This window comes from Ornithinibacillus halophilus, from assembly GCF_900129485.1.
GTDB lineage: Bacteria > Bacillota > Bacilli > Bacillales > Amphibacillaceae > Ornithinibacillus > Ornithinibacillus halophilus.
The window spans coordinates 1-13,418 of sequence record NZ_FQVW01000051.1 but is presented as its reverse complement, the minus strand read 5'-3'; the positions used below and the strand labels follow the sequence as shown (position 1 = coordinate 13,418).

14 protein-coding genes and 1 pseudogene are annotated in these 13,418 nt (G+C 38.6%); all 15 read right to left on the bottom strand.

Annotated elements, in window-relative coordinates:
- Positions 1–140 precede the first annotated feature (140 nt).
- Entirely contained in the window at positions 141–1,466 is a 1,326-nt protein-coding gene (murA, locus tag BUB12_RS15000) for a UDP-N-acetylglucosamine 1-carboxyvinyltransferase (RefSeq protein ID WP_072891723.1), read from the bottom strand.
- Positions 1,467–1,500: 34 nt separating this feature from the next.
- A complete protein-coding gene (locus BUB12_RS14995) occupies positions 1,501–2,208 on the bottom strand; it encodes a YwmB family TATA-box binding protein (protein ID WP_072891722.1) in 708 nt (235 codons plus the stop codon).
- A gap of 155 nt (positions 2,209–2,363) precedes the next feature.
- Complete coding sequence (locus tag BUB12_RS14990) at positions 2,364–2,660, bottom strand: DUF1146 family protein (protein WP_327196153.1); 297 nt, start codon at positions 2,658–2,660, stop codon at positions 2,364–2,366.
- 197 nt (positions 2,661–2,857) lie between these two features.
- Positions 2,858–3,253 carry a F0F1 ATP synthase subunit epsilon gene (locus BUB12_RS14985; RefSeq protein WP_143155651.1) on the bottom strand — a complete coding sequence of 132 codons (396 nt, stop codon included), beginning with the start codon at positions 3,251–3,253 and terminating at the stop codon, positions 2,858–2,860.
- Positions 3,254–3,325: 72 nt separating this feature from the next.
- Positions 3,326–4,735, bottom strand: coding sequence for a F0F1 ATP synthase subunit beta (gene atpD / locus BUB12_RS14980; RefSeq protein ID WP_072891720.1), 1,410 nt, complete (start codon positions 4,733–4,735; stop codon positions 3,326–3,328).
- 39 nt (positions 4,736–4,774) lie between these two features.
- On the bottom strand, positions 4,775–5,629 hold the full coding sequence (gene atpG / locus BUB12_RS14975; protein WP_072891719.1) for an ATP synthase F1 subunit gamma: 855 nt from the start codon (positions 5,627–5,629) through the stop codon (positions 4,775–4,777).
- A 251-nt stretch (positions 5,630–5,880) separates the two neighbouring features.
- Positions 5,881–7,392, bottom strand: a complete 1,512-nt coding sequence (gene atpA / locus BUB12_RS14970; protein WP_072891718.1) for a F0F1 ATP synthase subunit alpha — start codon at positions 7,390–7,392, stop codon at positions 5,881–5,883.
- Between the two features lie 18 nt (positions 7,393–7,410).
- A complete protein-coding gene (locus BUB12_RS14965; protein ID WP_072891717.1) occupies positions 7,411–7,956 on the bottom strand; it encodes a F0F1 ATP synthase subunit delta in 546 nt (181 codons plus the stop codon).
- On the bottom strand, positions 7,953–8,477 hold the full coding sequence (gene atpF / locus BUB12_RS14960) for a F0F1 ATP synthase subunit B (protein ID WP_072891716.1): 525 nt from the start codon (positions 8,475–8,477) through the stop codon (positions 7,953–7,955). Before atpF ends, BUB12_RS14965 begins: the two co-directional genes overlap by 4 nt.
- Positions 8,478–8,650: 173 nt before the next feature.
- Positions 8,651–8,860 (bottom strand): F0F1 ATP synthase subunit C, encoded by a 210-nt coding sequence (gene atpE / locus BUB12_RS14955; protein ID WP_072891715.1) that lies wholly within the window; start codon positions 8,858–8,860, stop codon positions 8,651–8,653.
- A 93-nt stretch (positions 8,861–8,953) separates the two neighbouring features.
- Positions 8,954–9,676: a F0F1 ATP synthase subunit A gene (atpB, locus tag BUB12_RS14950; RefSeq protein WP_072891714.1), complete on the bottom strand. Its 723-nt coding sequence runs from the start codon at positions 9,674–9,676 to the stop codon at positions 8,954–8,956.
- Between the two features lie 22 nt (positions 9,677–9,698).
- A complete protein-coding gene (locus BUB12_RS14945; protein WP_072891713.1) occupies positions 9,699–10,064 on the bottom strand; it encodes an ATP synthase subunit I in 366 nt (121 codons plus the stop codon).
- A 46-nt stretch (positions 10,065–10,110) separates the two neighbouring features.
- Positions 10,111–10,317 (bottom strand): AtpZ/AtpI family protein, encoded by a 207-nt coding sequence (locus tag BUB12_RS14940; RefSeq protein ID WP_072891712.1) that lies wholly within the window; start codon positions 10,315–10,317, stop codon positions 10,111–10,113.
- A gap of 360 nt (positions 10,318–10,677) precedes the next feature.
- Positions 10,678–12,867: a S8 family serine peptidase gene (locus tag BUB12_RS18215; protein WP_072891711.1), complete on the bottom strand. Its 2,190-nt coding sequence runs from the start codon at positions 12,865–12,867 to the stop codon at positions 10,678–10,680.
- Between the two features lie 299 nt (positions 12,868–13,166).
- Positions 13,167–13,418 (bottom strand): annotated as a pseudogene (locus BUB12_RS18115) (group II intron reverse transcriptase/maturase); the annotation flags it as partial.

The following is a 13,418-nucleotide window of genomic DNA, read 5'->3' as shown; positions in this document are numbered from 1 at the left end:
CGAGAGCTCTTATCGATTACCGTAGATACTCTTTGATGACTTCTTCCGGCAGCGAGAAACCAATCTCGTTTCAACTTCTCTCATAAAAAAAAGATGCAGCACCCAAACGGGAACTACACCTTTAAATACATCAATTTATATTATAATTTAAAACTAGCTACAATTCGGTCTTTCTGATAGTCGAAAAATGGTGAAACAACATCTCCATTTTCATCTACACGTTCGATATCAGCACCTAATGCTTTTAATTTACCAGCAAAGTCAACATAGCCACGGTCAAGATGTTTAAGCTCAGTGACTCTAGTAAATCCATTACCTCTTAGACCAGCCAAAATCAATGCAGCTGCAGCTCTTAAATCAGTTGCTGCTACTTCTGCACCTTGTAAATCAGATGGACCTTCAATAATTACACTACGTCCTTCTATTTTCATTTTAGCGTTCATACGACGGAATTCTTCTACATGCATGAAGCGATTTTCGAAAACAGTTTCTGTAATCATGCTAGTTCCTTCAGCACAAAGCATCAAGGCCATCATTTGTGATTGCATGTCAGTCGGGAAGCCTGGATGTGGAAGTGTTTTAATATCGGTTGGCTTGAGTCGTTCTGGACCGATTACACGAATTCCATTTCCTTCTTCCTCAACAGTAACACCCATTTCTTGGAGTTTCGAAATAACTGGGCGCAAGTGTTCAGATACTGCATTTTCAATGAGAACATTTCCACCAGTAATGGCAGCTGCAACCATAAATGTTCCAGCCTCTACTCGGTCTGGAATGATCGCGTGTTCTACACCATGAAGTTTTTCAACACCTACAATTTTTATTGTTTCTGTACCAGCACCAATTACTTTGGCACCCATTTTGTTTAAGAAATTTGCTAAGTCAACAATTTCTGGTTCTTTCGCACAGTTCTCCAGAATTGTTTTTCCTTCTGCCAAAGCAGCAGCCATCATAATATTTTCAGTAGCTCCTACACTTGGCATATCTAAATAAATCTTAGCACCTTTTAATCGGCCGTTCACGTGTGCTTCAACAAATCCATTTCCGACATGGACTTTCGCACCCATTGCTTCAAATCCTTTTAAATGCAAGTCAATCGGACGTGATCCAATTGCACATCCTCCAGGCATAGCAACATTTGCATGGCCATAACGAGCTAATAACGGCCCTAATACAAGTACAGACGCACGCATTTTGCGAACATATTCAAATGGCGCTTCTGTTTTTAATTGATTAGAAGCATCAACTTCAACCGTATTATTTTCAAAAACAACGTTTGCGTTCATATTACGTAATACTTCATTAATTGTATAAACATCAGCTAGGACTGGAACATCACGAATTACACTTTTCCCTTCACTAGCAAGAATACTGGCAGCAATTACAGGGAGTACAGCATTTTTTGCTCCCTCAACTTGGATATTACCATTCAATTGCTGTCCGCCTCTTACGATGATTTTATCCATATTTCAAATCTCCTTCAGATCCAGTTTCACTATATTAATATTCATTTATTAGGATAGGTGTTCCAATTGTAACTTGAACACTGCCATTCTGCGCATATTCCATGACAATTTGTATATTAGACGGCTTATCCTGAATGGTAATACTTTGTCTCCACAATGGGGAATAAGCATAAATTATCTCAGTCTGTTTTGACGTTTGTATATTATCAGTCTGCTTTTCTATATGTCTAAGTTCCAAGTAATTTGTCAAATTTGATAAAAATTTATCACTTTTAATTATAGCATCATCTGTTGTAGTGATACAAGAAAATTTTTTGACATCTTTAGTAAAGTAAGTTTGCTCCAGATTCTTCAATTCTTTTACGTAGGAAGACTTCACTTCGTCATTCCATACCTCACTATATAATACCACAACAAACTCGGAAGTATATTGGTTGTCTTTTGGAAAAATTGCCTTAATGACGGTGTTCAATTCACCAATATTATTCACCACTTCATATTGTATACTGTTTTTATTTTCATCTCTAGTGACCTTGTGACTATCTTTTAATTCATTCATCAATTCATTAAGTTGGGAACGGCCAATTTTTTCCTTCAGCGTTACTTCCCAATTATCTATAGTGACACGTTCACTTTCTAGTGCAGATGCTATATCTATTAAATCATCTGTTTTGCTTGATTGAAATAAAACAGTATTTGACACGATAAATATGATTATACTAATAAATGCTACTTTCTTCATTAATAAATCCCCCTTGTAACATAAACTTAAAATCTAGTATTAACCATTAACATATTTGTCATACTTGTTTTACTAGATTAATAGAAGAAACTATTAAGGGTGGATAAATAAAAAAAGTACAAAGGCGAACGGAACACCTTTGTACTTCTCTTTGTTTAAAATAAATAAATTAGGTCCTGTGACCATTGCAAAAATTCCAAGAAAAAACGGCTTACTCCTGAACCAATGACAATTGTGATGAGGAGCAATAATATCTTTGCTTCTTTTCCTCTTCCTTTTCTAATTAAAGGATCAAAGTTAATCACTTGCACTAATCTCCAAGTAATATAAATAAATACGATGTGCGAGATTATCCCCATCATCGCTAGTTGACCAATTGAAAACATAAAAACCACCTTGTCTCTTATTGCTTTTCTACCCATAACAATGCCATTCATGATGTAGAATGTCAATTATTCTGTCGTACTATTCGACAAGCACAACTAGTTCTCAATATATTTTCCATTACCCGGGAAATATCGACAGCATGTGGGTAATAATGTAATATTTTCACTCCATCTTCTGACAAGTTTTCCACTTTATCTTGAAATCCAAATTCCAATAAAAAAAATCCCCTATAATACCATTACAGGAGATTTTTAAAAAATATTTACTTAACTACGTTCAATCTATTAATTGCTCGTTTGAGTGCTAATTCAGCCCTTATGAAATCAACATCATCTTGTTTAGACTGTAAGCGACGTTCTGCACGTTCTTTTGCTTTCCGAGCACGTTCTACGTCAATCTCACCAGGTTTTTCAGCTGACTGAGCTAAAATAGTGACCTTTGTAGGACGCACTTCCAAGAATCCACCGTTAACGGCTAGAACCTCTTCATCGGATTCGCGTTTTAGACGTACTGAACTAATTGAAAGTGGAGCAACGAGAGGTATATGACCTGGTAAAATACCAAGTTCTCCATTTTCTGCTTTACAGCTAACCATTGTAAATTGATCTTCCATTACTGGACCATCAGGAGTAACAACACTCACAGTTAGTGTTTTCAATGTAACCCCTCCTTGAGACATCATCCATTAGAGGGCTTGATTCACCCTCTAAGAACTCATATGTCTACAATATTATTCCATTTCTTTTGCTTTTTCGACAACTTCTTCAATACGTCCTACTAAACGGAATGCATCCTCTGGTAGGTCATCATATTTGCCGTCTAGAATCTCTCTGAACCCTTTAATTGTTTCAGAAACAGGTACATAAGAACCTGGTTGACCAGTGAACTGTTCTGCCACGTGGAAGTTCTGAGATAAGAAGAATTGAACGCGACGTGCACGTGATACAGTCATCTTATCTTCATCAGATAATTCATCCATACCTAAGATCGCGATAATATCTTGTAATTCTTTATATTTTTGTAGTGTTGCTTGTACTTCACGTGCTACTTCATAATGATCATCCCCAACGATTTCAGGGTCAAGTGCGCGTGATGTAGAAGCTAGTGGATCCACGGCAGGGTAAATACCTTGCTCAGATAGACCACGGTCTAAGTTAGTTGTCGCATCTAAGTGTGCGAAAGTTGTTGCTGGAGCAGGGTCAGTATAGTCATCGGCAGGTACATAAATAGCCTGGATAGATGTTACAGAACCTTTATCAGTTGATGTGATACGCTCCTGCAATTGTCCCATCTCTGTAGCAAGTGTTGGTTGGTAACCAACGGCAGATGGCATACGACCTAGTAGGGCAGATACCTCTGAACCTGCTTGTGTGAAACGGAAAATGTTATCGATGAATAATAGTACGTCTGCACCTTGTTCATCACGGAAGTATTCAGCCATTGTAAGACCTGTTAATGCAACACGCATACGTGCTCCAGGTGGCTCGTTCATCTGACCAAATACCATGGCAGTTTTTGTAATAACGCCAGAATCTTTCATTTCATAGTAAAGGTCATTACCTTCACGTGTACGCTCACCAACACCAGCGAATACGGAAATACCACCGTGCTCTTGAGCGATGTTATTGATTAACTCCTGGATAAGAACGGTTTTACCTACACCGGCACCACCGAATAATCCGATTTTACCACCTTTGATGTAAGGTGCTAATAAGTCAACAACTTTAATCCCTGTCTCAAGGATTTCAGTTTCAGTTGATAAGTTTTCAAATTTAGGAGCATCTCTGTGGATTGGGTCTCTACGTACGTCTGTAGGTAGATCCTCGTCCAAATCAATTTTATCTCCTAATACGTTAAATACACGACCTAGTGTAACTTCTCCGACAGGTACGGAAATTGGTCGACCTAGGTTTTCTACTTCCATTCCACGTTGAACACCGTCAGTAGATGACATCGCGATTGTACGAACTGCGTTATCACCTAAGTGAAGAGCAACTTCTAATGTAAGAATTTCGTTTACATCAGACTCTGCTGTGTTCAATTGGACTGTTAAAGCGTCATATACTTCAGGAAGCTGGCCGTCTTCAAACTTAACGTCAACGACAGGTCCCATAACTTGAGTAACAAGTCCTTTGCTCATCGATTTCCCTCCTAACTTACTTTACAAATGGCGTACGAGCTATTCTAATGCAGCTACCCCACCGACAATCTCGGTAATTTCTTGCGTGATTGCTGCTTGGCGGGCACGGTTGTATGACAATGTTAAGCCATCGATAAGCTCTGTTGCATTATCTGTTGCACTACGCATTGCTGTCATCCGTGCAGCATGCTCACTCGCTTTACCATCAAGTAATGCACCGTAAATAAGACTTTCTGCATATTGTGGTAAAAGTACTTCTAAGATTTTCTCTTCGTCTGGTTCATATTCATACTGACTACTTGATGATGATCCATCCATATCTGTAATCGGTAATAATTTTTTATTCGTCACTTGTTGAGAAATTGCACTTACATAGTGATTATAATAGATATTTAACTCGTCAATTTCACCATCACTAAACATTTGTACGGTTTCTGATGCGAGTTCTTTAATATCTGCAAAATCAGGTTGGTCAGGTAAGCCAATAATGCTTTTTACAACGGGCATGTTACGTTTTAGGAAAAAGTCATATCCCATTCTTCCGACAGCAATAACTGCATATTCATCTGTTGATTTATGACGTTTTTGTATCGTTTGATATAAACTTTTTAAAACGGAACTGTTGTAAGCACCTGCCAAACCACGGTCAGAAGTTACGACAAGATATCCTGTCTTTTTCACTTCTCTTTTTTGTAGCATTGGGTGGTCTGCATCGGTGTGAGCGGCGATACTTGCAACAACTTCTTGCATTTTTTCGCTGTACGGAACAAATTGTTTGGCGTTTTGTTCTGCTTTACTCATTTTGGATGCGGATACCATTTCCATTGCTTTTGTGATCTTCTTCATTTTTGAAGTCGAGTCGATTCTGTGTTTTATGTCTCTTAGTGATGCCAAGCTATTTCACCACACTTTCGTAAAAAAAGTACGTACTTCTACTATAATTGACACTCTTGCCCGCAGCTGCCATACACTTCGCTTTCCTCGGGCGGCTGGTGAGCCTCCTCGGACTGTCGTCCTGTGGGGTCTCACCTATGCCTTTGCTCCCGAAGGAGTCTACGTGTATTGCATCTGCTCAGAGCATCAAACTATTTCATCACACTTAACTTTATTTTCATTTAGTTAAGTACGTGTGCTTTTCACAAATATTAATTTTCAGTTGGCAAGAATGTTTTCTTGAATGATTCTACTGCGTCATTCATATCTTCTGCTTCTGGTAGGTTTCCTGTATCACGGATTGATGCTAGTAATTCTTCGCGGTTAGAGTCTAACCATGCGTGGAATTCTGCTTCGAAGCGTGTTACATCTTCTACTGGAATATCATCTAAGTAACCTTTTGTTAATGCATAGATGATCATAACTTGTTTTTCAACTTTAAGTGGTTTGTGTAGGCCTTGTTTTAGTACTTCAACCGTACGTTCCCCACGTTTTAGTTTCGCTAATGTAGCTTTATCTAAGTCAGATCCGAACTGTGCGAATGCTTCTAGCTCACGGAATGATGCTAGGTCTAGACGCAATGTTCCGGCAACTTTCTTCATCGCTTTAATTTGTGCGGAACCACCAACACGTGATACGGATAAACCGGCGTTAATCGCTGGTCGTACCCCAGAGAAGAATAGATCTGATTGTAGGAAGATCTGTCCGTCCGTGATGGAGATTACGTTTGTAGGAATATAAGCTGAGATATCCCCTGCTTGTGTTTCAACAAATGGTAGTGCAGTTAAAGAACCGCCACCTTTTGCATCACTTAATTTTGCTGCACGTTCTAATAAACGTGAGTGTAGGTAGAATACATCCCCTGGGAATGCTTCACGACCTGGTGGACGACGTAGTAGTAAGGAAAGCTCACGATACGCAGCCGCTTGTTTTGATAAGTCATCATATACAACTAATACGTGTTTCCCGTTGTACATGAATTCCTCACCCATTGATACACCAGCATATGGAGCTAGGTATAATAATGGAGCAGGATCAGATGCACCCGCAGATACAACGATTGTATAATCTAATGCACCGTAACGACGGAAAGTTTCCACTGTTCCACGTACTGTTGATTCTTTTTGACCGATAGCAACGTAGATACAAATCATATCTTGATCTTTTTGGTTCAAGATTGTATCAACAGCTACTGTTGTTTTACCTGTTTGACGGTCTCCGATAATAAGCTCACGCTGACCTCTACCGATTGGTACAAGCGCGTCAATCGCTTTAATACCTGTTTGTAATGGCTCATCAACTGATTTACGATCCATTACCCCTGGTGCTGGAGATTCAATAGCACGTGTTTTTGAAGTCTCAATTGGACCTTTCCCATCGATAGCTTGACCTAATGGGTTAACAACACGACCTACTAATTCCTCACCTACAGGTACTTGCATGATTCGACCTGTGCGACGAACTTCATCGCCTTCTTTAATATCTGTATATGGGCCAAGAATAACGATACCAACGTTAGATTCTTCAAGGTTTTGCGCCATACCCATAACACCGTTAGCAAACTCAACTAGCTCACCAGCCATGACATTATCAAGACCATGAGCACGTGCGATACCGTCACCAATTTCAATAACTGTTCCGACATCATTAACTTCTATTTCAGAGTCGTAACTCTCGATTTGCTGTTTAATCAGCTTACTGATTTCTTCAGCTTTGATGCTCATACCATTTCACCCCTATCATCAATTGTTTGCGAGTTTAAGATTTCGTTCGATACGACGTAGTTTTCCACTGATTGTACCATCCAAAATGGTGTTACCCATTCTGATTTTAATACCACCAAGAATAGAAGGGTCTACAACATTTTCGATTTCAATAGCATTTTTGTTAAAACGCTTTGCAAATGTCGTTTCCAGTTCTTTTCGTTCCGTATCAGAAAGCTCGCGAACAGAATATACTACTGCTTGTGCGATTCCTTTTGCATCATTTACCAATTGGATAAAATGGTCAATAACGCTAGTGGCAATGTCCGTACGTTGACGCTCAACTAATAATTTCATAGTATTGACGACATCATTTGACATTCCTTGAAACACTTCTTCTACGAACTGCTTCTTTTTTGCATTATTAACACGAGGATGCATTAAGAATGTATTTAAATCTTTATTTTCTTTAAAAACTTGATTCACTACACGAAACTCTTCAACAAGTTGGTCTAGTGTATCTTTTTCGTTTCCTAGTTGAAAAAGAGCATCTGCATAACGTTTGGCAACTACTGCTTCACTCATCGCTCTTCTCCTACCTCTTTAAGATATTCGTTGATCAACGCCTCTTGATCTTGTGCACTAATTTCTTTTTCAATCACTTTACTTGCAATAAGAACAGATAAGGACGCCACTTGATCTTGAAGTGCTTGTAATGCTTTTTCTTTTTCATTTTGAATTTCTTCTTGTGCTGCTAGACGAATACGTTCTGCTTCTTTACGAGCTGATTCCACAATGTCACGTTCTTGCTTCACACCAGCATTTTTAGCTTCTTCAATGATTTGTTGTGCTTCCTGTCTAGTTTGTTTTAATCGATCTTCTGCTTCTTTTTGAGATTTTTCTGCATTAGCACGTGCTTCTTCTGCTGCATCAATTTCACTTGCAACATATTCTTCACGCTTTTGCATCATATTTACAACAGGGCCCCATGCGAATTTACCAACAGCGAAAAGTAATACGATAAAGAAGAATAATTGTACTAACATATCGCCGCCATGAAAGCCACCTAAAGCATTAATTGTCGAAAACTCAGTGAATGCTTGCACATGATTCACTCCTTTCACTTTGAATCGTGAACATATCCTAGTACGTTATAATTTTTAAGAAAAAATTCGCTCTACTAATGAGCATAACCATAGTAATCTTTCATTCAGTGCTAAGTATAAACAACGGCGAAGTTTCTATGGAAGATAATCTTCGCCATTTTATGTTTGTTTTATTACATTACCATTAATGCGATAACTACCGCGATAATAGGCATCGCCTCAACCAAACCTACACCAATAAACATTGTTGTTTGTAGTTGACCTTTTAGTTCTGGTTGACGAGCAATCCCCTCAACTGTACGACTTACGATAAGACCGTTACCAATACCTGCACCTAGTGCTGCTAAACCTACTGCTATTGCTGCTGCTAATGCTCCTGACATAATATAAATCCTCCTCAAAATAATTGTTTTTTAGTAAAAATTAATAATTTCCGGTTTTAATAGTTTGTCTATCAAAACTGGTTTATTACAGTATTAATGATCTTCACTCACCTTATGGGAAATGTACACCATCGATAGCATTGTGAAGATAAATGCTTGGATTCCTCCAATAAACACACTAAATCCTTGCCATGCTAAGAAAGGAATTGCTCCTCCAAAGAAGCCTAACACACCAGAAGTTGTTACTGAAACTAGTAGTGCTAGAAGAACCTCACCTGCATATAAGTTACCGAATAGACGTAAACCTAACGTTAACGTATTCGAGAATTCTTCAACTATCTTAATTGGGAATAGTGGCCACATTGGTCGGAAATAATCTTTTACATATTCTTTTCCGCCTCGTAGCTTAATTCCATAGAAATGAGACAAAATAATTACCATTGCTGCTAGAGTAAGCGTAATTCCTGGATCCGCAGTTGGTGATTTCCACCATACTTCGTTTCCTACGACCCCGTTTGTAATAACCCCCAACATATTACCTACTAAAATATATGTAAATAATGTTAGAGCTAACGGTAAGAATAGCTTTCCTGTTTTCCAATCCATCGTGTCGTTAATGATTCCTTTGACAAAGTCGAGAATCCATTCCATCACATTTTGAGCACCAGTTGGTTTCATTTTTAGGTTTCTAGCACCCAGAACGGAAAGAATAAACACGATTAATGATGTTATAGCAATCATCATTACATTGGATAAATTGAAATCAAGCCAACTTATACCAAATAAATCGTGATATATCGGTGCTTCATGATCCACTTTATCACCCCTCTTTCAAGCACTATTCTTTTTGTTTGATGAGAAAATCTATCATAATAACTACATAAGTAGTCATTAATCCAATAATTAAAGCAATCATGTTAAAATACTCTTCATATCGAAGCGCAATAATGACTGCCAATGCAGTGGCTGCAAGTCTTGATACAGTACCTAATCCTTTTGGTCGTCTCTCGGTTGCTATTGCTTCTGTAAATTCCGTTGTTTTCTTTTGTAATAGAAATAGATTATAGAAGCTTACAACGCCTCCTAGTAGAAGCCCGAGGAATACTTGTACATAGGGAGTAAATCCTGCTCCTAGTACAAAAATTGCTAGAAGGTAGAACATCCATTTACGTTGACGGGCAGCTCTTTTTTCATATTCTTGCATAGTTATCTTCTTCTCCCGACTCACGTGTATTGTCTAGCTCAGAGCATCACTCTTCGCTTTTCTTAACAGATGTAATCATTCCTATGACACCAATGGTTAGCCCTATCAACAGACAGATGATAGTAAAAATTGGTTTTGCACCGGTTATTTTGTCCAGCCACATACCTACAAATATACCGAGAAGTGTTCCACCTGCTAGGTTTGCAGATACAACAGTAGACAAAATAATAGCATTTACGCGAGGTTTCCCCATACCTATACTTCCTTGTCGAAATTAGTAGTGAGGAATGTCATTACTGTTGGATTTGGTGGATAGTTTTCATTTATTATGTATTGTGAATTTTTAATAGGTATAAACCTATTGAAAACCTTATCATTCCACACTTAGCAAGTGTACAATAGCCCTGTATTGTTGTCAATTGGTTTAACTATTTTTTACACTTTCTTAGCATTGCCAATTTTATGTATATTTTGTTGAACAAAACTTCTTGTGCACTTTTCATTATATCGGATTTTTCTTGTCAAATTCGTGACATTTCTGTGAAATATATCACGCTATTAAGAAAAGAACAAAGTACCCACTTTGCGACGTACGGAATCATGTTTGCCTCTATTAGGGTTCTATGAATAATTCTGTTTGAAAACTATCATACGTTCCATCTTCCAATTGGACAGTTACAAGAGCATGATAACTTCCTGGCTCACCAATATCTTTTTTATCGATAAATCCTTCGATCATACCGGCCTCATTCCCATCTACTTCTAATAAATTCCGATTATGAATGAGTGTTCCTGGTTCATAAAGTTCAACCGCTACTTTTCTAACAGCCTCTGTTAAATATAGTCGATACATATATTCATCGTCTGAAAATGGTTTTAGAACAAATTCAAATCCAGATGCCTTTGGATAATCTGCTGTTTCATTAATAAATACATATGGTAGATGATAATTCTTGTCCACTCCTATTAAAGATAGCCAGCCTTGATGTATTCCTTTGTCTAAAAAAGAAGACGTTATACTTACTTCTACAGGAATGGTAGTTTTCTCTTTTGCATCCACTGTAAATGATGGTGGTAGCTTCCAACTGATTCCCTTTTGCTTGTTCGGAATATCAAAGTAAAAGGATTGCTCTTGGTTTGTTGTATTCTCAATTTCTAGTTGGATTATTTCCGATTCTTTATAATGGTCAATTTTCCCAAATGTCATAGAAGGATTGTAAATAATTGTTGGTGTTTCAATGGCCTGTTTCGGGTCAATTTTACCAACGCCTTGTAAGACAGGTGCAAGTGGTTCTCCATCTTCCTCTTCCATTCGCAGCGCAGTAGTTTTTAATGCACCCACTATTTTTTCATTACTCCAATTTGGGTGAGCTTCTTTTAATAGAGCTATGGCACCAGCAACATGTGGTGCGGCCATACTTGTACCTTGAAGTGCTTGGTATCCCCCAGGTACCGTACTTACGATGTTCGTTCCTGGAGCTATAATATCCGGTTTAATCTCCCAATTTACAGTAACCGGTCCTCTTGAACTAAAACTAGCAATTCCATCATTAATCTCTTGATACATTGTTTCGATATACGGATGGGCCCGTTCACTATATTGTTGTAGCCATTCCCCATCCTCTTTGGAAATGGCTGCAACCGGTATTGTCACTGGCTCTCTTTCACCTGCAATAGAACCAAGAAAAATTCCTTCTTCATTATTTGAAATAAGAATAGCCTCGGCCCCTTTTTGTTGTGCTTCTAGTGCTAGGTCATAAAATGGAATTTCTCCTCTTTCCATTAAGGCAATACTTCCATTTAATTTGTCTGAATCACCAGGGGCTAATTTAAAGTCATCCTTAAAATTCCATGAGCTGGACCCGTCCATTGGTAAAATACTAATTTCTTTGTTGGCTAGTGGTTCGTATAAATATGGCATTATTTCACGTACAGCAGACGCACCGACGGATATTGCATTTGTTGCCGTTGCTGGGGCACCTACTGTCCATAGTTCCGGACCATTATTTCCATTTGCAATCACAACAGCGACCCCTAGTTCAGCTGCTCGATTAACGGCAATACTGGTTGGATAATCAGGTCCATTCACTGAATTCCCTAAAGAGAGGTTTATAATGTCCATTCCATCTTTTACCGCTTGTTCCATTGCAGCAATCACTTGTACAGAAGATCCTACACCACCTGGGCCTAATGCTCGGTAAGCATAAATTTCCGCTTCTGGTGCTACCCCTTTCATCTCTCCATTCGCAGCAATAATCCCCGCAACATGGGATCCATGAAGGGTTGGCATTCCTTGCTCAGAAGATGATTCCATTGGATTATCATCTAAATCAACTAAATCATATCCACCTCGATAATTAAGTTCAAGGTCAGGATGTGTATGGTCAATTCCTGTATCAATGACACCGATTTGCACCCCTTTTCCAGTATAGGTGGTTGTATTTAATTCAGACGGCATCACTAATTCGGAATCGGTTTCCACCTCATCCATCGAGAGTGGCTCCTTTTTTGGAGAGTTCACCTCGTACCTTTCCACTGGATGAATTGCTTTTATAAAATCTAAGGAATCCATTTTAGAGAGTTGCTTTGGCTCTGCACGAATGGCAATTCCATTAAATAATTGATTATACGTAGCAACAATCTCTACAAATGGATAATGGGATTCAATGTGTTTCTTATGTTCCTCAGGGTCACCCTCCACTTCAATGATGACAGACTCCAACTCATGCCCTTGAACTACCATCGAATTGGTGAGAAGCATCAATGGGAGAAGAAGAACGATACATAACTTACGCAATAGCATAACCCCCTTTTTCACATAGTATTGGAATAAAAAAGGAAAATAATGCATGTGTGTGGTGTGAGGACATACGAGCGGACATCCAGTACGTTATTTCTGTGGAAACAGCATACTTTTTAGCCTTTCGGACATCAGGTACGCTATTTGGATGAAGAAAGGGAGTTTAGGCTACTTTTGGACTCAATAGTCGAGTAGGTGGGGCCTCTCCTTTGAGATTGTGCCCCTTACCCCTCACAGATCCGTACGTGCCCAATTAAGGCATACGGCTCTTCACTACATCATTCACATTTGTTTTAAAGACTTCATAACTTGTTTGAAAACAGGTTCACCATTATTTTCGGTTGTGGTAATTGAACTCTCAATAGAAACATATTGAATTTCTCCCATGTAAACGACCTTTTCTGGCTCCTTCTATTTCTCCACTTCCAAATCAGATACTTAACTGCACGGAAGTAAGAATCGATTCCTTTGAAATTATCAGATACACCATAATACTGATAGTGTCCTCTCAATTTCCTTCTCACCGTTTCAACCAGCACATCTTCATGGAGATG

What these genes read in the sequence shown, in the direction of transcription:
- BUB12_RS14940 (WP_072891712.1), bottom strand. Translation starts at nt 10,317, where the DNA reads ATGGGGAAACCTCGCGTAAATGCTATTATTTTGTCTACTGTTGTATCT.
- BUB12_RS18215 (WP_072891711.1), bottom strand. Translation starts at nt 12,867, where the DNA reads ATGCTATTGCGTAAGTTATGTATCGTTCTTCTTCTCCCATTGATGCTT.
- BUB12_RS14995 (WP_072891722.1), bottom strand. Translation starts at nt 2,208, where the DNA reads ATGAAGAAAGTAGCATTTATTAGTATAATCATATTTATCGTGTCAAAT.
- atpE (WP_072891715.1), bottom strand. Translation starts at nt 8,860, where the DNA reads ATGTCAGGAGCATTAGCAGCAGCAATAGCAGTAGGTTTAGCAGCACTA.
- atpD (WP_072891720.1), bottom strand. Translation starts at nt 4,735, where the DNA reads ATGAGCAAAGGACTTGTTACTCAAGTTATGGGACCTGTCGTTGACGTT.
- BUB12_RS14965 (WP_072891717.1), bottom strand. Translation starts at nt 7,956, where the DNA reads ATGAGTGAAGCAGTAGTTGCCAAACGTTATGCAGATGCTCTTTTTCAA.
- murA (WP_072891723.1), bottom strand. Translation starts at nt 1,466, where the DNA reads ATGGATAAAATCATCGTAAGAGGCGGACAGCAATTGAATGGTAATATC.
- BUB12_RS14945 (WP_072891713.1), bottom strand. Translation starts at nt 10,064, where the DNA reads ATGCAAGAATATGAAAAAAGAGCTGCCCGTCAACGTAAATGGATGTTC.
- atpA (WP_072891718.1), bottom strand. Translation starts at nt 7,392, where the DNA reads ATGAGCATCAAAGCTGAAGAAATCAGTAAGCTGATTAAACAGCAAATC.